The sequence below is a fragment of the Capnocytophaga leadbetteri genome (assembly GCF_003054025.1).
Classification (GTDB): Bacteria; Bacteroidota; Bacteroidia; order Flavobacteriales; family Flavobacteriaceae; genus Capnocytophaga; species Capnocytophaga leadbetteri.
Genome location: NZ_QBKG01000009.1, coordinates 51,743 through 74,527, shown reverse-complemented (window position 1 = coordinate 74,527; position 22,785 = coordinate 51,743). Strand labels below are relative to the sequence as shown.

Below are 22,785 nucleotides of genomic sequence, written 5' to 3'. Positions count from 1 at the left end.
TTGATAATGAGATACGAGTATCTTGATGTAACTTGGATTGGAATGCTTTTATTAGGGTTTATCTCCAAGTTCCTCAAAAAAGTTTAAACACGTTTATTTATAAATTACTTATTATTTCATTCTTAGGGTATTTTACCTTATAACTAATTCGGAACTTTTTAGTTTCTCCTGCTTTTAAGTTTGTATTCCACGTAAGAATGCCTGTTTCTGTGTTGATTTCAGCTTTTGATGACTCTAAAAGCTCTATTTGTATTTTATCATCAGAGCTAAGAGGGTATTGATCTTTTAGTTTTAGGTCGATAGCTTCTTTTTTGTTGTTCTTTACCGTTATTTCGTATGTAAAAGTCTGCTCTTTATTACTAGAAATGAACTTAGTTTCGGACTTATCAACTACTTTTTCGCGTTTTACACTTATCTTCTTGTCATTGCCATCGTTAGCTGCATACTCTCGGTAGTCTGATGTGGATTAATCATCGTTTTATCTACATACATATCTTCAAAGATGATGTTAGCTTCACCGGCAAGCAGATTGTACTGCGAATAATCATCGACTAAGGCTATCAAATATATGCCATTATCGACACGTGGGGCTGCATAATACTCGTATTTAGCTTTAATTTTGAGCTCTTTAAGTGATACGCTATGTTCTTTTCCGTTGGAAAGAATATCATAAGGCGTATTTATATCAAATGAGGTGTTGAGCTGATTTTCATTTACTTCAGTATATCTATCCATACTAACCTCATTCATTACATTCTTTTCAGTATCTTTAACTGCTTTTTTATAAGAAAGAGAATTAGCAATATAAGCTGTTTGCCGTTCAGTATAACGACTGCCAAAGCGAAGATACCAAGCATGCAATAAGGTAATTTCGTTCTGTTCATTAGGGTTGCCACTCGATAAGCTCAGCTTGATATGTTTCCAGTCTACCCCTGTATTCTGTCTTATTTGGGCTTTGTACACTAAGTTTAATGGACTGTTGATATTCTCTGCACGAAGATCATAAAAAGGAGTCCAAGTGGCATTTGGCGTGATGTAGCTAACTACAAAATCAGCTTTTTGAGGCATTTCGCTCATTACTTGCAATACAATTTTGCCATTAGAAAGAGTTTCTTCCTTGCTCACTTCTCCTTTCAGACGCTGCTCTAATTTGTATTGAAGTGTGCGTAATTTGTTTTGCTTTTCGGTATAAACATCTACTCTATCAAGCGAAGATATTAACTCTTCCTTAGAATAGTTGATAAACTTAGTGTATTCAGCTACATTTAGAGACGTATTGCTCCCTAAAACCTTTTTATTTTCCTTGATAAACTCTATTATTTGCTTTTCGGCTGTTATTTGGTTGTTTAGTTTGTCTATTTGACTGCTGAGCAATGTTATACTGTCCTTTATTTGCTTGTTTTTAGGTTGTAAATTGTCAGTATAATTGTCAGTAGTAAATTGAGCTGAAAGTACTGTTACATTCTTTGGAGCTAAAATACGGAGTGTACTTTCATTTAGGTTGTTAGCTACATTTTTCACAACTATTTCATTAGTTCCTTTACTGAGGTTGGCACTTAGGCTGTGAGTAAGTTCAGCCGCATTAAAATACACGGTTGCAGCATCAAGTTTAGCATTAGTAAATTGAGGCTTTTGTGCCAGCATAAGTGCTGAACTAAACAATAAAAGATAGGTAATAAGGTGTTTCATTAGCTGTTAGTAAAAAAGACTTTGGCAAAGTATCAAACTTTGCCAAAGTCAGTTGTTAGTTATTTGTTTTATGATTTTTGTACTTCGTCTTTGCTATTTTCATTTGCCTCTGACAATTTGTTATTGGTATTACCGTCTTTGGCAAGGTAAGTAGGGAGGTTTAAACCAGCCATATTGAAGAGGTCGTTGAGTGGTGGTACGGTTTTCATCATTCCTGATACAAAATTGGCGGTAGAGTTGTTGCCATCTTCGCCTTTGCCAGAATCCCAAACAGTGATTTTGTCAATCTTAATGTTCTTAACAGCTTCCACTTGTGTTTTAACCAATTCAGGCAGTTTTTCGATAAGGAGTAGTTGGAATGCCTTGGTAGGATCGCCACCAGCAGCCCCCACTACATCTTTGTACCCTTCGGCTTGCTTGGTGAGGATTTGGAACAAACCTTTCGCCTCAGCTTCCATTTTGGCATAGATAGCATCTGCTTCCCCTTTGGCTTTTTCGCGGAGGCGTTCAGCTTCGGCTTGTGCCTCGATAATAGCACGTTGTTTATCGATTTCAGCAGGTACGATGATGTTAGCTACTTGGGTAGCACGTTCGCGTTCAGAACGAGCTGATTCGGCTTTTTGTTCAGCAGAATACGCTTCTTCGAGGGCTTTTGCTTGTTGTACTTTTTCTGCTGAAATAGCTATACGCAATGATTCAGCTTCTTTTTCGCGGCGTAGCGCTTCAGAGTTAGCAATGGCTATTTTTGCCTCGTTTTCCCCTTTGATAGCCACCGCATTGGCTTCTGAAATTTTGATACGGCTATCGCGATCGGCTTCGGCTTTACCAATAGACTCAAATTTCTTAGCTTCAGCAATACCCACCGTTTCGTCTTTCTTAGCTTCGGCTATGCTAATCTCTTTATCTTTTTGGGTAATAGCTATTTTTACATCTCTATCACGGTGTGTTTCAGCTATTTGGGTATCTTTCTCGCGGTCAGCAAGTGCTTTACCGGTTTCCCCTATTTTCTCTTGTTCAGCCACGCTTATTTTGGCTTCGTTTATCGCTTTGGCTGCTGCTTCTTTACCAAGCGCTTCTATATAGCCTGACTCATCTTTAATATCGGTTACGTTTACGTTGATGAGCTTCAAACCAATCTTTTTAAGCTCGCTATCGACGTTTTTAGAGATGTTTTCGAGGAATTTATCGCGGTCTGAGTTGATTTCCTCAATGGTCATCGTAGCGATTACCAAACGCAACTGACCGAATAGAATATCCTTAGCCAGCTCTTGTATTTGCTCTGGTGAGATACCCAAAAGGCGCTCGGCAGCCGCATTCATATTTTCAGCTTCGGTAGAAATAGCTATGGTGAAGCGACAAGGCACGTCTACCCGTATGTTCTGACGGCTCAGGGCGTTAGTAAGGTTTGCCTCGATAGATAGCGGACGCAGGTCTAAGTAGGCAAAGTCTTGAATAACAGGCCATACGAAGGCACCCCCACCGTGAATACATTTAGCAGAAGTACCCCCTGTTTTACCATAAATAACAAGGATTTTGTCAGAAGGGCAGCGTTTGTAGCGCGCCACTAATGACGAGATAGTAACGAAAAGGACGATAGCTAAAATGACAATCAGTCCTACAGGGGAAGCAAGTGTTTCCATTGAATATAATTGTTTTAAAATTGTTAGCACTTAATTGTAGGCACAAAGATAGTAAATTATTTATGATTTACCAAAATTATTTTTTCTTCTTTTTGGTGAGTTTCTTTATATCTTTTTCAGTGTAATAATACAGCGTTACTTTTCCGTTGAAATACTCTTCGCGTAGGTAGTACTTAGTGTTGGTTTTAAGGTCTTTTACTAAATAATAAGTAACAAAAATATCAGAAAAACCTTTGAGAATAGTGTAGCTTGTTAGGTGAAAGTACTTGCGCGCAAATTTGCCAATGCGTTCCTCTTTTGGCACGTCACTTTTTAGACTAAAAGAAGGATTAGGGGAATGACTTCCAACCTCAAAATGCTTATAGAAATAAGCTAAGGCTTTGGCGTCTTTTGCTCGCTGTTTGTCCGTAGAACGCTTGCCCTTACTTTTTATAAGATGTATCTCGCTTTTAGATATTTTGTGTAAGTAGTAAGTACCTGAATCTGTATCGAGGTTTAGGGTGATACTGTCGCGTCCTACTCGGTATTTTTTCATTTCAGAGTCCGTTAAGAAATACGCATCGGTAACCTCAGGGTATAGAGCTAAAAAGCTGTCTATCTTCCAATCTTTTCCGATGAGTTCTTGCCCTAAAAGGGTGTTTATGCACAATAAGGCGAGTGTTATAAAAAGATGTTTCATTTGTTGTATTTTATTTTTGGAGATAATTAATTTCCTGCTTCATTCTGCCAAATCTGCCACGCTTTTTCGGCTTGTAGCTCTAACATACGCTGTCCGTTGCAGGTAGTGGCGCCTTGCTTTTTGCCTTTGGCTAAGAAAGTGGTTTCAGCAGGATTGTAAATAAGGTCGTACAGCAAATGCGAAGCGTTGAGGTGCTGGTAGGGTAGAGGGGGACAGTCGCTAATGTTAGGGAAGGTGCCCAAAGGAGTGCAGTTGATAATAAGTAGATATTGCTGCAATACCCAATGGGTAAGGTCGGTGTATGTAAACTGACCTGTAGCAGGGGTGCGCGACACAAAACGGTAGCTTATACCCAACTGACTGAGGGCGTAAGCTACAGCACTCGAAGCTCCCCCAGTGCCTAAGATAAGCGCGTGGGTGTGCTCAGGGCGCAAAAGAGGGCGTAATGACTCTGCAAATCCGTAATAATCAGTGTTGTAGCCTATGAGTCCAATAGGGGTAACCTTGATAGTATTTACAGCTCCTATCTGGTGGGCAGTAGTATCAACGGCCGAGAGCAACTGCCTAATGTCGCGTTTGTACGGAATGGTAACATTCATACCCTTTACGTTAGAGGTCGAAGCTAAGAGAGCAGGCAGCTCATCAAGCGATTGTATGTCGAAATTGATATACTGACAATCAGTAATGCCCTCGCGTTTGAACTTTTCAGTAAAATACTGTCGAGAGAAAGAATAGTCGATGTTTTTGCCAATAAGAGCGTATGTGTTCATTTTAAAAAGTATGAATGGTGAATGATTATTGCCCTGCTCTGATAGCCTCTACCGGATTGAGGTTGGCTGCAGACGAGGCTGGAATGATGCCTGAAAGCAAGCCTACCACAAATGAGATGCCTAAGCCTATAACGACATTCTTTAGCGATAACACAAAGTTAAAATCGTCAGTAGCAGCATTGACGGCAAAGGAGGTGAGCCATACAAAAATAAGTCCGAATAGACCACCGATAATCGCTAAAAGCACTGCTTCAAACAAAAATTGGAAAAGAATGAACTGGTTTTTAGCTCCTAACGACTTTTGTACCCCTATCAAGCTGGTGCGCTCTTTCACGCTAACGAACATTATATTAGCGATGCCAAAGCCCCCCACCAAAATAGAGAAGCCCCCGACAATCCAGCCCACGAGGTTCATCATACCGATAGTTTCGTCAATCATCTCAGTAAATGAAGACATTTTATTGATGAAAAAGTTATCGATATCATCAGGTTTTAGTCCGCGATAAGTGCGAAACTTTTGGCGCAGTACGGCTTCAAATTCAGCTATATCCACCCCTTTTTTAGGCTTTAGCACTACCCCAGTGGGCAATCCTTGAGGACCCGTATTCATAAATCCTCTTATAAAGTTAGCAGGGGCAAAGGCATTGTCGTCAGGCCCGCCGCCCAGTCCCTCACCGTATTTTTTGAGCACCCCGATAACAGTTAGCCGTCTGCCAAAAATGCGCACCTCTTTATCAATAGGGTCTTCTTCGCCAAAGAGCTGTTCAGCAAGATTATGCCCCAATATCACCACCGCGGCCCCTGCATTGGCTTCAGCTTCAGTGTAAAGCCTGCCTTTTTCTATCCTAATGTCATTAATCTGTTCCACGCCTGCTGAGGTAGCCTGTATGGTGGTAGAAGGCATCGTTTTTCCGTTGTATTTTATAGGCGAATTAACTCCGTATAACTGAAATACAACAACTTCGGTATTCGGTATTTCACGCTTCATAAACTCGAAATCTTGGTAAGAAATCTGTGGAAAATTGAGTCGTTGCCAGCGAGGTACGTCGGTAGGGGCAAAAGAAAATTTAGAGATGTTAATCATATTCTTATCTAAGCCAGCAAGGTTTTCTTGGATACCGCGGTTTAGCGAATCGACTGCTGCTAAAACTGAGATAATAGAGAAGATACCCACCGTAACGCCTAAGAGTGATAGGAAAGTACGGAGTTTGTTGTCTCGCAGCGATTTGATAGCAAAATTGAAACTCTCTTTTAATAATTGTAAATAGATAAGCATAGTTAGTTTTCTGGTTTTTTTGCAAATATACAACTAATTTGCTAAATAGCTAATCAGTCAATAATAAAATTTGGGAATTAATATGAGCTTACTATAGAGGTAGTAAATTTTTCTGCTTTGATAACGATTATTAGTCGTTTATTTTTCGCTAATTGTTCGCCTATCCTTCGCTCTTCCTGTATCGTTCCTATATGGTTTGTATAGGGTAGGTGGCTACAGAAAAAATTTCTGCTTTTATCATTTGTCAGTTGTTTTTAAATTACTACCTTTGTAGCCAAAATACAAACATTTTTTTTCAAATGAGCACTGCAAAGCAAGCAAAATCTGCATTGATTTCTGTTTTCGATAAAACAGGATTAGAACCTATCATTCACAGAATGAAAACTTTAGGCATCACTATCTACTCAACAGGAGGGACTGAGACCTTTATTAAAAAACTAGGTGTAGAGGTGATTCCGGTAGAAACTATTACTGATTATCCGTCTATTTTTGGCGGAAGGGTGAAGACTTTGCACCCTAAAATTTTCGGTGGGATTCTTAACCGCCAAGACAATGCACAGGACATTGCCGAAATGAAACAATACTCTATCCCTCAAATTGATATTGTAATTGTTGATTTGTATCCTTTTGAAAAAACAGTAGCCAGTGGGGCATCTGATGAAGATATTATTGAAAAAATAGATATAGGAGGCATCTCGCTTATCCGCGCTGCTGCTAAAAACTTTAAAGATGTGCTATGTGTGGCTTCGGTAGACCAATACGCTGACCTATTGCACATTTTAGACGAGCAACACGGCAGCACTACTTTACAGCAACGCAAACACTTTGCGGCTCAAGCCTTTAGAGTATCTTCGCACTACGATACGGCTATCTTTAACTACTTCAATCAAACAGAAGAAATACCTACTTTAGCAATAAACGAACTTAAAGGAGAGGTATTGCGCTATGGTGAAAACCCTCATCAAAAAGGTCGTTTTTATGGTGATTTTGAGGCTCTTTTTGATAAACTACACGGCAAAGAGCTTTCGTATAACAATCTTTTAGATGTGGATGCTGCCGTAAACTTAATGGCTGAATTTGCTAATGACGACCCTACTTTTGCTATCCTTAAACACAACAATGCTTGTGGGGTGGCTACTCGCAAAACTATTTGTGAAGCCTATAAAGATGCTTTGGCAGGAGACCCAGTGTCGGCTTTTGGAGGTATATTAATCGCTAATACTAAGATTGATTCGGCTACAGCTGAAGCTATCCACAGTCTTTTCTTCGAGGTGATTATTGCCCCTTCATACAGCGATGAGGCTTTGAAAATTCTTGAACAAAAGAAGAACAGGATTATTTTGGTACAAAAGAAAAGTCAGTTGCCTACTACCAGCGTACGCTCTTGCCTAAATGGTTATTTGGCTCAGGATAAAGACCTTAAAACTGATAGTCTTGCTGATGTGCAGTATGTTACAGCGGTTAAACCTTCGGCTGAGGTGTTAGAAGATCTTTTCTTTGCTTCTAAGATATGCAAAAATACTAAGTCTAACACTATTGTATTGGCTAAAAATAAACAGTTGATAGCCAGTGGTACGGGGCAAACCAGTAGGGTAGATGCGCTTAAACAGGCTATTGAAAAAGCTAAAGAATTTAAGTTTGACCTGAATGATGCTGTAATGGCAAGTGATGCTTTCTTCCCTTTCCCTGACTGTGTGGAAATCGCTCATAATGAAGGTATTCGCTCGGTAATACAACCCGGTGGTTCTATCAAAGACCAAGCGAGCATAGACTACTGCGATGCTCACCAAATGGGAATGGTCTTTACAGGAATAAGACATTTTAAACACTAATTAAACGCTATTTAAAAAACACGTATGAAACACATAGCTGCTATAGGAGGTTATTTTATAATGCTCTACGACATCTTTCGCAAACGTACGCGTTGGTCTATCACCAAAGACTTAATTTTGCGTGAGATTGATGACTTGATATTTGGTTCTATCGGTATTGTGGCTTTTATTTCTTTCTTTGTGGGGGGAGTAGTAGCAGTACAGACGGCTCTGAATATTGACAGTCCTTTTATTCCTAAATACTTGATAGGTTTTGCTACCCGTCAGTCTATCGTGCTTGAGTTTGCTCCTACTTTTACGGCTATTATTTTGGCAGGTAAGGTAGGTTCGTTTATCACCTCTAGCATAGGTACGATGCGGGTAACGGAGCAGATAGATGCGCTTGATATTATGGGGGTTAACTCGGTAAACTACTTGGTATTCCCTAAAATAGTTGCTCTGATGCTAATGCCTTTTCTTATTGCGATGGGTATGTATTTAGGGGTATTAGGGGGCTGGGCTTCGGCAGTGATGAGCGGTTATACTACCTCGAGTGAGTTTATACAAGGGGTACAATACGATTTTAAGCCCTATAGTATGGTATATGCTTTTACTAAGACGGTAGTTTTTGCGTTTTTCTTAGCAACGATACCTTCTTATCACGGTTATTATATGAAAGGAGGCGCTCTTGACGTCGGAAAAGCTAGTACAGTGTCATTCGTTTGGACAAGTATTGTAATTATCCTTACTAACTCGGTGATTACGCAACTGTTTTACGCTTAAAGAAATAGATGATAAACAAAAAGCCGTCTGAGAATACAAATCTCAGACGGCTTTTTGTTTTATTAGGAATTATAAGGTTTAGAATCTAAATGTACCTCCTATACCTAATACGGTTTCAAAGAAGAAGAAATCGTGTTTGGCTTTGTCAGCTATGTCGTAAGTAGTGCGTACATCATACATATTGATATAGCCTGCTTTGGCATTTACTCCTACCCCTGCGATGTGAAACTCGTCAGTGTGAGCAAAAGTACTAATTAATTTTAAATAGCAAATTAGTGAATTGATAAACAGAAGTAGAGGTAACGGTTAAATCTAAAGGAAAATCACTCAGATGACATAGATTGCTGAAATCTGAAGCAGGAGCGAAGTAGGAGAGTCCTATTTTTAGTGTATTAGCAGGACATTCAGCTAAAAAGCGGTCGTAATAACCGCCTCCGTAGCCTATTCTGTTGCCATATAGGTCGTAAGCAAGGAGGGGTACGAATACTACTTCTATTTTATTAGGGGGTATAATAGTACCGCTTTCAGGCTCAGCTATTCCCCAATGATTAGTACACAAAAGGGTTTCATCAGTCAGAGCAATGCTTGTGAGAGTTTTCGTTTCGGGGTTTATTTTAGGTACTACTACCTGTTTATCTTTGCCATAAAGTATATCTAGAATGTATTCGGTATTAATTTCGCATAGTTTTTCTATTGATAAAAATAGGTGGTAGATATGGTGCTGCCATATAGGCAATTGCAGTAACTGATTAGCTATCTGCATACTCATAGTGTCGCGCTCTGCTGCAGTTAGTTCGCTACGCTTTTGTTTGTAGAGGGTGCGAATTTCTTTTTTTGTCATAGTTAGTCTATTAAGAGTTCTTTTAGGTCATTTTCATCACCATTAAATACATTGAAATCTATCTTTACTTTAGCTCCAGCAGTAATACCATTTTCAGTAAATTGCCACATCTTCCAGTCGAAAAGAGAGGTAGGTACCGCTACATTGTTATAGTTAGCTACCCATAACGGATATTCTTTGAAATGGTAATATAGATAGTCCTCGTAGAAACTAATATAGGTATATAAGATAGGTTTTTGCTTGTATTTTTTCTCTACTATATCCATCCAAGTCTGTATGTCAGCTATGAATTGCTCTAAAGACTTTTGTTTAGGCAGTTTTTCTACATCGAGGATAGGAAGAAAATCTCCTTTTTGTAGATTAGTATTTCTTAAATATGAGGCAGCTTGTAGCTTAGGGTCTTCATCAGGACGGTAGTAATGATAAGCCCCTCTGATAAGATTTTGCCTTTTTGCCTCTTGCCAGAAATGGTTAAAATTCTTGTCAGTAGCCTCATTGCCCATAGTAGCTCTGAAGATAGTGAATTTTATAGGGAATTTCAGTTGCTTGTTTTGTATGTATAGGCTGTCCCACTCTATCTCTTCACGCTCTTGGTAATGAGATAGGTCGCAGCCAAATACTTTACCTTTATATAGACTGAGGATGCGCTCTATACGTTGGCTTTCGTAGGCACTGTTTATCTTTCTTGATGATATTCGATTGAGTATTTTCTGGTAGATACCAGGGTAGTAATTTCTAAGATAAAAAACTCCCCCTACACCTGCCAAAATAGTAAAAATACAGATGAATGCTAAAAAGCGTCCAACGGTAAATTTCTTTTTTTTAAGAGTACGGGGAGTTTTTTGTTGTTTTTTTCTCATTCTTTGATATGAATACAGCTAAAATAAGAGATTATTTTATAGGGGTAGTAGGTAGGGTTACCTCTCCTGGGTCTTTCCATAGACCGTCTTTGATAGCACGTTTTTTAGCTGCTTCAGCACGTTTTTCGCTATCAGGGTGTGAGCTCATCATTTTTTGGAATTTACTTTGATTATCCCCTCCTGATAATAGTGCCATTTTCTTAAAAGCAGTGTAAACGGCTACCACATTATACCCGTGTTTCTTCATAAAATTATAGGCATACTCGTCAGCTTGAGACTCTTGTTTTTTGCTGTGTTTAGCATCAAGCATAGCGTTTGCCATTTCTCCGAGTTCACTATCGCTTAAGGCTCTTACTGCTCCAGAGGCAGCTCCTGCTGCATCTTGTGCTGCCGCGCGTAGGTAGGCTGACTTAATAGCGTCTTTAGTGTCTTCATTCTTTACGTGCCCAATTTCGTGTCCGATAATAGCCAAAAGCTCATCGTCTGTCATCAAGTCCATTAATGAAGAAAATACGCGTACGCTACCATCAGCACAGGCAAAAGCGTTGATGTCTACTACGTGGTATACTTTATAGTTTAGGTCGAGACCGTCTTCGCTCTTGTGTTTGCCAAATAAGCGATTTAAACGTTTAGTATAAGCACTCTTACTGTCGGTTACAGGGTTATGCTTGTCCATCCATTCTACCGATTCTTTCGATAGTTTTTTAGCGTCTTCATTGCTGAAAGCTAAGGCTTGCGCTCCTTTGCTAGCAGCGCTTACCGCTTTCCCTAAATTGATTTTTTGAGCCTCAACGGCTGAAAAAGTAGCTACAAAGAGGGCTACTGTAAGCATCATTTTTTTCATCTTTTGTTCTTTTTTAAGATTGATGCGACAAATGTAGCGATTTTATGCAGAATATCAAAATGTTTGCTGATTTTTATTTTTGGTGTGCTGCTGTTTTTTTCTTACATTTGCCGAAAATTTTATGAAAATGCTAATTATAGGAATTACAGGAGGTACAGGTTGTGGTAAGACAACCGTTGTAAATCAGATTATTAAAGAACTTTCAGGCGAAGAAGTAACCGTTATTTCGCAAGATTCTTACTATAAAGATTTAAGTCATCTTTCTTTTGAAGAGCGCACTAAAAATAATTTTGACCATCCGAATTCTATTGATTTTGAACTACTAAAGCAGCACTTACTAAAACTAAAAGCAGGCGAAACAATTCAGAGTCCTACTTACTCTTTTGTAGAGCATAACCGTACTAAAGAAACGGTGTTAGTAAAACCTACTAAAGTGGTAATTGTAGAAGGTATCCTCATCTTTTCGCATCCTGATATCCGCTCTCTTTTCGATATTAAAATATTTGTACACGCTGATTCTGATGAGCGACTTATTCGCCGTATCAAGCGCGATACTACTGAGCGAGGCCGCGATGTAAACGAAGTGCTTAATCGCTATCAAACTACCCTCAAACCAATGCATTTAGAATTTATAGAACCTGCTAAAGAGTTTGCCGATATTATTATCCCTAACAACAGACGTAATACTGTAGCCATTGATATTATCAAAACTATAGTGCATAATCGTATCTTTCAATAGTAATGAAAAAAGTATTCGAATATCTCTCGCTATTAAAAGGCCGCCGTCTTTATCTCGCCATATCAGCTGTTTTTGCGATATGGATGCTGTTTTTTGATAGTGCTTCAATGCTTACCCATAGAGAGTTGAGCAAAGAAATGGAAAAACTCAACAAACAAAAGCAATTTTTATCTCGCGAAATAGAGAAAGATAAAAAGGAATTGCAAGAACTCTATACCGAAGAGGGTAAGGAAAAATTAGGTAGAGAGGTATATTACCTCAAACACGATGATGAAGAAGTGTTTATCATCGAATATGATACTATTAATTAGCAAATCAATAAAGCAATTCTACTTCTTTTAGTTGGAATTGCTTTATTTCTTCTGTTTCTGTCGCTACTATTAAAGCTCCATTAGGGGTTATTCCTCTGATAATCCCCATAAAATCTTTCCCTGTTTTTGGTCGAAAGGCTGATGCTTTTTCTCTTTGAAATAAATACTCTTGGTACTCTTCATATACCTGCTCAAAGGACGTAGCTGATACCTCTTTCAACATCTCTTCCAATGCTTTCATCACTTCTTTTAGTAGCTTTTTTACCTTAAATGCTCTTTCTGTTATATTGGCTAATGATGAGGCTTTGGGTAGTCCGCTAAAATCACGTTGATTTACATTTAGCCCTATTCCTATCACACTCTTTACTATTTGTTGTCCTTGTACTATATTTTCTATGAGGATTCCACCTACTTTTTTCCGCTCAATAATAATATCATTAGGCCATTTAATTTTGATTTCTGCTGCTATATCTTGTGCTTTTAGAACCTTCACTACTGCTAAAGGTACTAACATATTCAGTATAAAGGCTCTTTCTATAGTTAGGTTTTTAGGTATGAAAAGAGTGCTAAATGTTAGGTTTGTATTGGGCTCGCTTTGCCACTTAGCTCCATATTGCCCTACACCTGCTGTTTGTACGGGGGTAAATACAGTTAGGTAATTAGGCAGTACTGCCTCGCTATGCACCAAATCTTTCAAATAGCGATTGGTAGAGTCGGTAGTAGGCAGGGTGATGAGCTTCATAGCGGATAGTTAGAATTGGAAATAGATAAAAGGCTGAGCACCACTCGAAGCAGTAGCGTATACCACCCAAAAAGTAAGTGCTATAATAACAGCTTTAAAAAGTATAGGCATACTACCAAAGAAATTCTTCAGTTGTTCGTTCATATTCTGAGGGAAGAAATGCCATACATAGCCTATTGCCATTAGTAGGAATACATTTTTATACCCCATAATAATAGTGTGCCATTGCTGCCAATTAAATGAGAGTTCGCCTATATTGTGAATGATAGTCAAGGCAATATCAAAATCACGCGAACGGAAGAATATCCAACAAAAAGCTACAAAGTGAAAGGTAATCAGTAGAAAGAACGGACTTGTTATCCGGCTTATCACGCTGCGTTTGCCATCAGTAGCAGTAGGGAAGTACTCTGCAAAAGTTTTGTGTATAGCCAATGCTAAGCCGTGTAGTGCACCCCAGATGATAAAGCGTAAGTTTGCCCCGTGCCAAAGTCCTCCTAATAGCATAGTGGTCATCTGGTTGAAGTGGCTTCTTACTGATTTCTTCCGGTTTTTTGATACTAAAATAGCAAAAACAAATAGTGCTATTGCCCCACAAGTGATGTATAAAGGCAGCATTGTATGCGTGCGTATGTTTATAGCCCACGCAAGGGTCGCTCCAAAGAATAGAGTAGGGAAGAAGTACCCCCAAAAAGTACCCTTACGGTTGCCTCCTACCGAAAAATACAAATAGTCTTTTAACCAAGTAGAGAGCGAGATATGCCAACGTCTCCAAAACTCAGTAATATTCTTTGATTGGTAAGGCGTACGAAAGTTTATAGGTAGAGTGAAGCCCATCAAAAGGGCTAAGCCTATTGCCATATCCGAATAGCCCGAAAAATCGCAGTATATCTGCAATGTATAGCCATACACAGCCATTAGGTTTTCAATAGCGGTGTAGCTATTAGGTGCATCAAATACCCTATCTACAAAGTTCAGCGATATATAGTCAGAAATAACAGCTTTCTTCAGCAGCCCTCCAATGATGAGAAAGAGAGCTAATGAGGTTTCTTCTTTGGTGAGCTGTATCTTTTGGTAAATCTGCGGAATAAAGTCTTTAGCACGCACTATAGGCCCTGCTACTAACTGAGGGAAAAAGCATACGAAGAAAGCAAAATCCAAAAAAGACTTAGCAGGTTCAATCTCGCGGCGATATACGTCTATAGTATAACTCATCGTCTGAAAAGTATAGAACGAAATACCTACCGGCAAAAAGATATCTTGCAGAGCAAAATTGCTATGTAGTACAGCATTAAAACTATCTATTAAAAAGTTGGTGTATTTGAAATAGCCTAATATCCCAAGGTTAGTCACCATACTTATTGCCAAGAATAACTTGCGAGTAGCAGGATGCTGACTGCGGTGTATGCGCCCTGCAAAATAGTAGTCCATCAACGAGGATAAGATAAGCAATACAAAATAGTTACCTCCTGCCTTGTAGTAAAAAAACAGCGAAAACAGAGTAACATATACGGTGCGAAAATGGGCGTATTTCTTAGTGATGATATACACGCAGTAGAATACTAAGAAAAGCCCCAAAAACAAGCTGCTATTAAAAAGCATTGGGTGTTGGGCATCAAAAGTAAACCACTGTTTTATTTGTTCTGTTGTGAATGAAAAGTTGTTAATAAACCACTGAGCTAAGGCTGATGTGTTCAATTCAAATTAGTTTTTTAATGAAAGTTTAGACTGTTTTTTATAGTTTAAGTAATTGCTCATAAAGGCGTCGTATAGTAAGTCCCCTTGCTCTATATACCCATCGCGGGTGTAGTGCACACGGTCGCCTGCTATTAGGTTTTCGTCTATAAAGCGTTGCATAGCCTCACAACCACCTACAGCACGATAAAGGTCAAATACACTATAGTTGTCTTTTATCGAGTTGTCTATCAAAGTATTAGCATACTCCATACACAAAGGGTTAGGATTTTTCCTCTTGTAGAGAGAAGGCGGAGGGGTAGTGAGTAATATAGGGCATTGTCCGTATTGGCTACGGATAGCACTGATAAACTTGCTTACCTCATCTTCATACCGCTCTGGCGACATACGCCCAAAGGTTTCGTTAGTGCCCAATGAAATGATGATAAGGTCAGGAGCTAAGGCTTTTATCTGTTCAAAAAAGCGTGGTGACTTGTTATAGTCTGAAAAATGCGCTCCATTCACCCCTATAGAGTGGTAAATAATACCATTTTGGTCGTTTTCTAATACGATACCATTTAGCGTGAAAGAACTACTTTCAGTGTTAGGAGTTAGGTATATTTTGTCTGATACGTTCAGATTATCATAGGCATAATAGCTGTAAAGGGTATTGCCATTTAGTATAGTGGCATTGCTCATATCTACTTGGGTAGCAGCAGGAGCAGCAGCTGCTTTACTGCCTACATTTAGCACTTGTCCTACGCGTATATTGTTGTTTTTTATTCTATTAGCTTTTTGTAGCTGGGCTACAGTAGTATGATATTTTCTTGAGATAGAGTAAAGAGTCTCGCCTCTAACTACTTTGTGGGTAATAGATTTTGGGGCTGAAAGTTTCATCGGAGTCAGTTTACCTACATTCGTAGCCAACTCAAAAAAACGCTGGTTGTTAGGAGTAATGATTTTCAGTGTGTTGAAAGCGTAGTCTTTATTCTTCAGATTGAGCTCTATCACAAAGTCCTTCTTATTAGTCGAAAGGGCATAACCGCTGATGCCTGATAAGTCTGAGTTCTTTTCACCATTCCATACAATGTTCGACGAAAACGACACATTGCGCCCACCATTAGTCTTCAGCAGCGAATAAGGGAATACCAATCCCAACCCGCCATTGCCAAAAGCCTCCTGTAATTTCCCTCTCACTATGTTGGTCATTACATCAGCTTGTATGTGCGAGTCGCCTATGTGTACTATGTTGAGCTTGCGGTCGTGAAAAGTGTCTAAAGCAACTAATTTCTCAAAGAAAGGGTATAAGGCGGTAACATTGTACATATTGCTACCGGCCTCCTCAATAGGTACTTTTTTCTTAGTAGCTTTTTTGGCAGCTGTGGTAGGCTTATCGCCTAAAGGTCTTTTTATAGATGATAGGTTCACTGCAGTAGTGTAATTCACGCTCAGATACAGAAGTACCGTGACGATAAATAACGCTGTGGTGATAAGTTTCTTGATAAATTTGATGTGTTTGTTCATTGCTATTGTTGTTTATAGTGAAAAAGATGTGTGTTTACGGGTGTAAAGTGTTTTCTGCTGCAGGCTTAGAGGTATTCTTAGGCTTTTTGTATTGTGCATACTCGTCCATTAGCTTGTTATAGATAAGGTGAGCTACCTTTTTAGCCCCGCGAGCATTGAAGTGGGTGTAATCTTTGCTTGCCAACGAAGGGGTAGCCTCTACCCATTGCTTCATTGTGCCTTCACCGCCCATTAGCTCGTATAGATTGATAAAGCCTGAATGAGTGTCGTGAGCGTATTGCTGTTGAGCTTTAGCCAAAGGCACGACAGCCTTATCGGTCTTCATCTCCATATTTACCTTAGTCGATTTGTCAGCAGTCGAGATGATAAGAATAGAAGTGTCAGGGAAGCAAGCCCTAAGCTGATTTACTACCTTAGTCATACCGCGCTCGTACCACGAATAGTCTAAAGTACCGTAGTTTAGCACATTAGCCCCAAAGTGCAATACGATGAGGTCGTAGTGCAAATGCTCGTCAAACTGGTTCATTAGGTCAGTGTTAAAGAGCGATAAAGGCAAACCCGAATTACCTCGGCTCGAAAAGTTATCTACATACACACCTTGCGTGTTAGTAGAACTGATGCCGTAAAACGGAATAGAGTCTGTTTTGTAAAAGCTAATCCGCACAGCTTTAGTATTTTGTCCATCAGTTAGCGGCAGTACGTTTAGTAGTTTATCAGTGTTCAGAGGCTTCACTACTTTTACAGTATCGTTGTAGGTAATCTCTACCTTAGCCTCCTTGTTGCCTGAGCGTCCGTAATAGAGTGCAGGAGCATATAAACTACTGATATGTTGTTGGTTAGACGATTTGTATTGCACCCACGTACCATTGCCTTGAGTGAAAAACACCTGCCCACACACCCCAAACGGACGTGTAGGGCGTTTTACATTCACATACGATTGTGTACGCCAAGTGTTAGAATAGGTATGCCATACACTTGCACGCGATTTAGCAGACTCAGAGGTGATAGGTAGAAAGCCGATTCCCGTACCCCCAAAAGCATCTTGAAAGAGCAAGCGCAAATCTTGTACTATTAGGTCGCCGTCTGTCATCGAGTCGCCATAATAGCCTATTCGTATTTTTCCTTCTTTGGTGGTTTCTAAATGTTGTAGTTTTTTGAAGAAAGCCAACAAATACTGGTCAGATTTCTTCAAATGTTTCTTTTTAGCCAATGAATCATTAGCCTGATTAAGTACTTTTTCTATTTCTTTACCTGAGATAGCCTCAAGCATAAGGCTATCAACCGCAGCATTTTCTACCTTACTTTCAGGAAAGATACGTGCAGGTAGCCACTCTTTGAAAGCCATAAAAATGGCAGTTGCTAATATAAGGGTGAAAAAAGATTGTTTAAAATAAGATGTTTTCACAAACTGAGTTGCTATTATGTTTAGTTCTTTTCAGGGGGCAAAGATAAAAAATAATTTTGAATTACAGTATATTTGTTATTTCATTTATTATTTGTACCTTTGCCTAAAATAGAAAAAATATGAGAACTACAAGTTATAACAAGATGATAAATTACAATGTGAGTATTCCTGAAGTTGATATTCCTATTTTTGAGTCTCTTTTCAAGAAGTACAATGTGATAGCAGAGCCTGTACATATAGTGTCTGATGCTATTGAAGAGTATATTCCCAATAAAGAAACTATTGAAGCTATTGAGGAAGGTGATGAGCTGGTAAAAAAGTATAAAAAAGGACTTGTAAAAGGGTATACTAACGCAAAACAGATGTTTAATGATATATTAGAAGAAGATGAATGATGAAATTGAAGACAAAGAGGCGCTATATACTGTTATCCCTACAACTCTTTATAAAAAAGAACTAAAGAAATACCTAAAGCAACCTAAAAAATTAGATAAAATAGAAAAGATAGTACAGATACTAATTGAGAAAGGAAGTGAAGGTATCCCTACAGATAAGAGTCCTCATATGTTAATAGGCAATTACAAAGGCTGTATGGAGTGTCATATAGAGCCTGATTTACTTCTGATTTGGAAACAATATGAAGAAGATAAACTTATCACTCTTAATAGAATAGGTACACATTCTGAATTATTTAGTTAATAAAAAAACATAAAAAAACCGCTAAGCACTCGCTTAGCGGTTTTTTTATATATCTATAATTTCCAAATCGGCAAATCGTCTTATGCTTTTGAAGTAAGCGACTTAAAGAATACAAATCCAAAGCCTAAAGTAAGCATACAGTGGAAAGGAAACATACCAAAGTCGTTTAGCTTTACAGCGCTATACAACCCAAAAGCAAAGTACAGCATTAGCAAAAACTCTACTATCATATTAGGTGATAGTTTGGTGTTGATATACTTATTATTTTTCCAGCTATCACTTAGCGAACTGATGTTAAACTTAGGTGTACGCACAAATTCACTTCGTTTGCCACTATGTCCTTCAAGTACGGCAATAGTATTGTGGAAAGAGAACCCTAAAGCTACCGAGAAGAAAGTAAAGAACAACTTCACATAGTTCAAAAAGTCATCAAAAGTCTTCCCTTGTAAGTTCTTATAGGTAAACCAGTAACAGATAAACAAGATAATAGTACTAGTGATAAAAAAGCTTGTAAAGTGGAATATCCATCCCAAATGTCCGTACTGATTTTTAAGGTATAGCATCGGTATACTAAAGATAGCGGTAATAAATACCCATAAGAACATCGAGCTGTTCAAAAGGTGCATTACCCCGTGGAATTTAGTCTTCCAACCAATATTTTTAGCAGCGAGCAAGCGACCTACTGTCTTGCGGAAGTTCTCAGCCCCTCCCTTGTTCCAACGGAATTGTTGAGAGCGTGCTGCCGAGATAACTACAGGAAGCTCAGCAGGAGTTTCTACATCTTCCAAATATTTAAACTTCCAATTCTTTAATTGCGCGCGATAGCTAAGGTCAAGGTCTTCAGTTAGAGTATCACCTTCCCAGTTTCCTGCATCGTAAATGCACGTTTTACGCCAAATACCAGCAGTACCATTGAAGTTGATAAAGTAACCTTTAGAGTTACGCCCAACTTGTTCAAGAGTGAAGTGTACGTCTAAAGCAAGCGCCTGTATTTTAGTAAGGATAGAATAATTGCGGTTGATATGTCCCCAACGAGTTTGCACCACCCCTATTTCAGGGTCTTTGAAGTAAATAACAGTGCGTTTAAGCCAGTCAGGTTGAGGCAAAAAGTCAGCGTCAAAAATAGCTATAAAATCACCTTTAGCCACAGCCAATCCTTCTTTCAGCGCACCAGCCTTAAATCCTTGGCGGTTCTCGCGGCGTATGTGTTGAATGTCTAAGCCTGTAGCTTGTAGTTTTTTGATGATTTCAGCTGTTTCTGCTACCGATTCGTCAGTAGAGTCATCAAGCACCTGAATTTCAAGCTTAGTGCGTGGATATTCAAGTTTGGCAATGTTTTCAAGCAGACGAGGTACTACGTATTTTTCGTTGTAAAGTGGTAGCTGAATGGTTACGTAGGGTATCTCCCTAGGGTCTAGTAGATTGAACTTAGGAGACTCGTCATTTTGTTTGCGATGCTTCAGATAATTCAGCAGCAAACTAAGCATTGAAAGGCTATACAAAAAGATGCCTATCAAAGCAGTGCAATAAATAATAATAATTGCGTAATTAATAAATGTTGCCATAAATTATTGTTTTATGTTCTTTCATTTTGCAAAAGTACGTGTTTTTTTATTACTGCCAAGAAAAAAGAAACATTTTTTTGAATAAAAAACTGTAATGTATTGTTAATTAGTTAATTATGTTTTTTACCAATTATGCATAGCGGCAAGAGGCAATTTACCTATAGGATGAGCGAAGGATCACCGAAGGATGAGCGAAGGATAAGCGAACAATAAACGAAAGATAAGCGAGCCTTATACAGCCTTATCTCATACAATCTTCGTATAGATTACTTTATTACTAACTTCTGATAACCAATAAGTTAAACGTTCTTGTTTAAAAATTATTGCTTTTTCTTTGGCTATTCTAATAAAACATTGTATCTTAGCGCGCTAAATTGTAATAAAAACCCTTACTTTCAAAGAGTAAAATAATTATGACAGAAGGAGAAAAACTAATTCCTGTAGATATCAGCGATGAGATGAAATCTGCGTATATCGACTATTCGATGTCCGTAATCGTTTCGCGTGCCCTACCCGATGTGCGTGATGGTCTCAAACCCGTACACCGCCGCGTATTGTACGGTATGTACGATATGGGCGTACTCAGTAGTAGAGCCTATAAGAAATCAGCCGCTATCGTGGGTGAGGTGCTCGGTAAATACCACCCACACGGCGATACCGCTGTCTATGACACTATGGTGCGTATGGCACAATATTGGAGCCTACGCTATATGCTCGTAGACGGGCAAGGTAACTTTGGCTCTATGGGGGGCGACTCTCCCGCGGCTATGCGTTATACCGAAGCACGTATGCGCAAGTTCTCTGAAGATATGCTTATTGATATCGACAAAGAAACAGTGGATCACCAGCTTACTTACGATGACTCTCGCGAAGAGCCTACCGTACTCCCCACTCGTATCCCCAACCTATTAGTAAATGGTTCAGCAGGTATTGCCGTGGGTATGGCTACCAATATGGCGCCTCATAACCTTTCTGAGGTCATCGATGGTACGATAGCTTATATTGATAATAACGATATAGAAATTGACGAACTTATCAAATATATTAAAGCACCTGATTTCCCTACAGGGGGGATTATCTATGGCTACGAGGGCGTAAAAGAGGCCTTCAAAACCGGTCGCGGCCGTGTGATTGTTCGTGCTAAAACCGAGTTCCAAGAAGTAAAAGGCAAGGAATGTATAGTGGTTACAGAGGTGCCTTATCAAGTAGATACATCTGTATTGCTTAAGAAAACTTCAGACTTGGTCAAAGAAGGCAAGCTTGAGGGTATTACCGATGTACGCGATGAGTCAGCACGTGGCAAAATACGCATTGTCTATTTCCTAAAACGCGATGCAGTGCCTAATGTGGTGCTGAACAATCTTTTTAAACACACCGAACTGCAAACTTCTTTCAGTGTCAATAATATTGCTTTAGTAAAAGGTCGCCCCGAGTTGTTAAACCTCAAAGACCTTATTTATCACTTTGTAGAGCACCGTCACGATGTCGTGTATCGCCGTACTGATTTCGAATTGCGCAAAGCCAAAGAGCGTATCCATATTTTGGAAGGGTTTATGAAGGTGATGGCTACTGAAGATACAATGGGCAAAGCTATTGAGATTATTCGTTTTCACGATAAGCCAAAAGAAGATTTGATAGCTGAGTTCGACCTTACTGATGTACAAGCCGAAGCTATTCTGGCTTTAGCGTTGCGTCGTATCAACAAAGCCCTCATTTTGCAAACCAAAGAGGAATACGAACAGAAGTTAGCCGAAATACGCGACCTCGAAGATATTTTAGCGCGCAAAGAACGCCGTGTCGAGATTATCAAACAAGAGTTATTAGAGATTAAAGAAAAATATGGTGATGAGCGCCGCTCTGTTATTGAGTATGCTGGTGGTGAGTTTAGCGTAGAAGATATGATACCAGACGACAAAATGGTGATTACCATTTCGCACGCAGGCTACATCAAGCGCACCCCACTAAGCGAGTATAAAACACAAAGCAGGGGAGGGGTAGGACAAAAAGCCTCTACCACCCGCGATCAAGATTTCTTAGAACACCTATTTGTAAGTTCAAATCACCAATACCTATTATTCTTTACCCAAAAAGGTAAATGCTTTTGGATGCGCGTATACGAAATACCAGAAGGTAGCAAGACTGCTAAAGGGCGTGCTGTACAGAACCTTATCAATATAGAGCAAGACGACAAGATTAAGGCTTTCGTGAGTGTGCAAAATCTCAAAGATGAGGACTATATCAGCAGCAACTACCTAATTATGGCTACTAAGCAAGGTATTGTAAAGAAAACACTACTCAAAGAGTACTCACGTCCGCGTCAGAATGGTATTAATGCTATTACTATTAAGGAGGGAGACGAACTGATAGAAGCAAAACTAACCTCAGGCAGCAGTCAGCTAATGTTAGCCGTGAAGTCTGGTCGTGCAATTCGTTTTGGTGAAGACAAAGTACGTGCGGTAGGGCGTAACTCGCAAGGAGTACGTGGTATCGACCTCGATACCGAAACTGATGAAGTAGTAGGTATGATAGCTATCGAAAACCCACTTGAAGAGACAGTATTAGTAGTGTCAGAAAACGGATATGGTAAGCGTTCATACATAGACGATCCTGAAACTCACGAGGCAGTATATCGTATTACTAACCGTGGAGGTAAAGGGGTAAAAACCATTTCTATTACTGATAAAACAGGGCAGTTAGTAGCTATTAAGAGCGTAGCCGAAGGCGAAGACTTAATGATTATCAATAAGTCAGGTATTGCCATACGTCTTTCAATTGATACCTTGCGCATTTCAGGGCGTGCTACCCAAGGCGTAAAACTCATCAACATCAAAGGCAAAGACTCTATAGCCGCTGTTACCAAAGTAATGAAAGAAGATGACGATGATAATAACGCTACTGAAGAAGTAGAACTTTCTACTGAAGAATAAAAATCTGTG

Annotated in this window: 19 protein-coding genes and 1 pseudogene; 7 read left to right on the top strand and 13 right to left on the bottom strand. The window is 39.2% G+C overall.

From position 1 onward, the window contains the following. Nucleotides 1-97 precede the first annotated feature (97 nt). From C8P65_RS08435 to C8P65_RS08415, 5 genes and pseudogenes are all read right to left on the bottom strand, one after another. Nucleotides 98-1,689, bottom strand: a pseudogene (locus tag C8P65_RS08435) (DUF4139 domain-containing protein). Nucleotides 1,690-1,757: 68 nt separating this feature from the next. After that, nucleotides 1,758-3,329 (bottom strand): flotillin family protein, encoded by a 1,572-nt coding sequence (locus tag C8P65_RS08430; RefSeq protein ID WP_107782419.1) that lies wholly within the window; start codon nt 3,327-3,329, stop codon nt 1,758-1,760. Between the two features lie 76 nt (nt 3,330-3,405). Continuing rightward, entirely contained in the window at nt 3,406-4,008 is a 603-nt protein-coding gene (locus C8P65_RS08425; protein ID WP_107782418.1) for a hypothetical protein, read from the bottom strand. 26 nt (nt 4,009-4,034) lie between these two features. After that, nucleotides 4,035-4,778: a shikimate dehydrogenase family protein gene (locus C8P65_RS08420; RefSeq protein ID WP_107782417.1), complete on the bottom strand. Its 744-nt coding sequence runs from the start codon at nt 4,776-4,778 to the stop codon at nt 4,035-4,037. 25 nt (nt 4,779-4,803) lie between these two features. Beyond that, the gene (locus C8P65_RS08415) at nt 4,804-6,054 is read right to left on the bottom strand and encodes an ABC transporter permease (RefSeq protein WP_107782416.1); all 1,251 of its coding nucleotides are present in this window, start codon (nt 6,052-6,054) and stop codon (nt 4,804-4,806) included. A gap of 299 nt (nt 6,055-6,353) precedes the next feature. Between C8P65_RS08415 and purH the strand changes: the two genes are divergently transcribed. Both purH and C8P65_RS08405 read left to right on the top strand, forming a co-directional pair. Then, entirely contained in the window at nt 6,354-7,886 is a 1,533-nt protein-coding gene (gene purH / locus C8P65_RS08410) for a bifunctional phosphoribosylaminoimidazolecarboxamide formyltransferase/IMP cyclohydrolase (RefSeq protein WP_107782415.1), read from the top strand. A 24-nt stretch (nt 7,887-7,910) separates the two neighbouring features. Beyond that, a complete protein-coding gene (locus C8P65_RS08405) occupies nt 7,911-8,648 on the top strand; it encodes an MlaE family ABC transporter permease (RefSeq protein ID WP_009389763.1) in 738 nt (245 codons plus the stop codon). A gap of 250 nt (nt 8,649-8,898) precedes the next feature. Here the strand turns inward: C8P65_RS08405 and C8P65_RS08400 are convergent, their stop codons facing one another. Genes C8P65_RS08400 through C8P65_RS08390 form a run of 3 tightly spaced genes read right to left on the bottom strand, consistent with a single transcriptional unit; the run spans nt 8,899 to nt 11,193 of the window. Next, nucleotides 8,899-9,489 (bottom strand): 5-formyltetrahydrofolate cyclo-ligase, encoded by a 591-nt coding sequence (locus C8P65_RS08400; RefSeq protein ID WP_107782414.1) that lies wholly within the window; start codon nt 9,487-9,489, stop codon nt 8,899-8,901. Between the two features lie 2 nt (nt 9,490-9,491). Next, nucleotides 9,492-10,349: a glycoside hydrolase family 25 protein gene (locus tag C8P65_RS08395; RefSeq protein ID WP_107782413.1), complete on the bottom strand. Its 858-nt coding sequence runs from the start codon at nt 10,347-10,349 to the stop codon at nt 9,492-9,494. Between the two features lie 31 nt (nt 10,350-10,380). Continuing rightward, entirely contained in the window at nt 10,381-11,193 is an 813-nt protein-coding gene (locus C8P65_RS08390) for a M48 family metallopeptidase (RefSeq protein WP_009389774.1), read from the bottom strand. 127 nt (nt 11,194-11,320) lie between these two features. Here C8P65_RS08390 and udk point away from each other — a divergent pair, with 127 nt between their 5' ends. Both udk and C8P65_RS08380 read left to right on the top strand, forming a co-directional pair. Continuing rightward, nucleotides 11,321-11,932, top strand: coding sequence for a uridine kinase (udk, locus tag C8P65_RS08385; protein WP_034539628.1), 612 nt, complete (start codon nt 11,321-11,323; stop codon nt 11,930-11,932). Nucleotides 11,933-11,934: 2 nt separating this feature from the next. Then, the gene (locus tag C8P65_RS08380) at nt 11,935-12,243 is read left to right on the top strand and encodes a hypothetical protein (protein ID WP_009389777.1); all 309 of its coding nucleotides are present in this window, start codon (nt 11,935-11,937) and stop codon (nt 12,241-12,243) included. Nucleotides 12,244-12,247: 4 nt separating this feature from the next. Here C8P65_RS08380 and C8P65_RS08375 read toward each other — a convergent pair whose 3' ends face one another. Genes C8P65_RS08375 through C8P65_RS08360 form a run of 4 tightly spaced genes read right to left on the bottom strand, consistent with a single transcriptional unit; the run spans nt 12,248 to nt 17,525 of the window. Next, nucleotides 12,248-12,985 carry a biotin--[acetyl-CoA-carboxylase] ligase gene (locus C8P65_RS08375; RefSeq protein ID WP_107782412.1) on the bottom strand — a complete coding sequence of 246 codons (738 nt, stop codon included), beginning with the start codon at nt 12,983-12,985 and terminating at the stop codon, nt 12,248-12,250. Between the two features lie 9 nt (nt 12,986-12,994). After that, nucleotides 12,995-14,680 carry an MBOAT family O-acyltransferase gene (locus C8P65_RS08370; protein WP_107782411.1) on the bottom strand — a complete coding sequence of 562 codons (1,686 nt, stop codon included), beginning with the start codon at nt 14,678-14,680 and terminating at the stop codon, nt 12,995-12,997. Nucleotides 14,681-14,686: 6 nt separating this feature from the next. Beyond that, nucleotides 14,687-16,180: a LysM peptidoglycan-binding domain-containing protein gene (locus C8P65_RS08365; RefSeq protein WP_107782410.1), complete on the bottom strand. Its 1,494-nt coding sequence runs from the start codon at nt 16,178-16,180 to the stop codon at nt 14,687-14,689. A 34-nt stretch (nt 16,181-16,214) separates the two neighbouring features. Then, complete coding sequence (locus C8P65_RS08360) at nt 16,215-17,525, bottom strand: GDSL-type esterase/lipase family protein (RefSeq protein WP_425430561.1); 1,311 nt, start codon at nt 17,523-17,525, stop codon at nt 16,215-16,217. Nucleotides 17,526-17,704: 179 nt separating this feature from the next. On the opposite strand from C8P65_RS08360, the gene C8P65_RS08355 reads away from it, so the two are divergent. Both C8P65_RS08355 and C8P65_RS08350 read left to right on the top strand, forming a co-directional pair. After that, nucleotides 17,705-17,980, top strand: a complete 276-nt coding sequence (locus C8P65_RS08355; RefSeq protein ID WP_107782408.1) for a flagellar motor switch protein FliM — start codon at nt 17,705-17,707, stop codon at nt 17,978-17,980. Then, nucleotides 17,973-18,284: a type II toxin-antitoxin system YafQ family toxin gene (locus tag C8P65_RS08350; RefSeq protein ID WP_107782407.1), complete on the top strand. Its 312-nt coding sequence runs from the start codon at nt 17,973-17,975 to the stop codon at nt 18,282-18,284. The genes C8P65_RS08355 and C8P65_RS08350 overlap by 8 nt, the downstream gene beginning before the upstream one ends. An 80-nt stretch (nt 18,285-18,364) precedes the next feature. Here C8P65_RS08350 and C8P65_RS08345 read toward each other — a convergent pair whose 3' ends face one another. Then, nucleotides 18,365-19,849 (bottom strand): cellulose synthase family protein, encoded by a 1,485-nt coding sequence (locus C8P65_RS08345; RefSeq protein WP_107782406.1) that lies wholly within the window; start codon nt 19,847-19,849, stop codon nt 18,365-18,367. Between the two features lie 413 nt (nt 19,850-20,262). On the opposite strand from C8P65_RS08345, the gene gyrA reads away from it, so the two are divergent. Next, nucleotides 20,263-22,776 carry a DNA gyrase subunit A gene (gene gyrA / locus C8P65_RS08340; RefSeq protein ID WP_107782405.1) on the top strand — a complete coding sequence of 838 codons (2,514 nt, stop codon included), beginning with the start codon at nt 20,263-20,265 and terminating at the stop codon, nt 22,774-22,776. Nucleotides 22,777-22,785 lie beyond the last annotated feature (9 nt).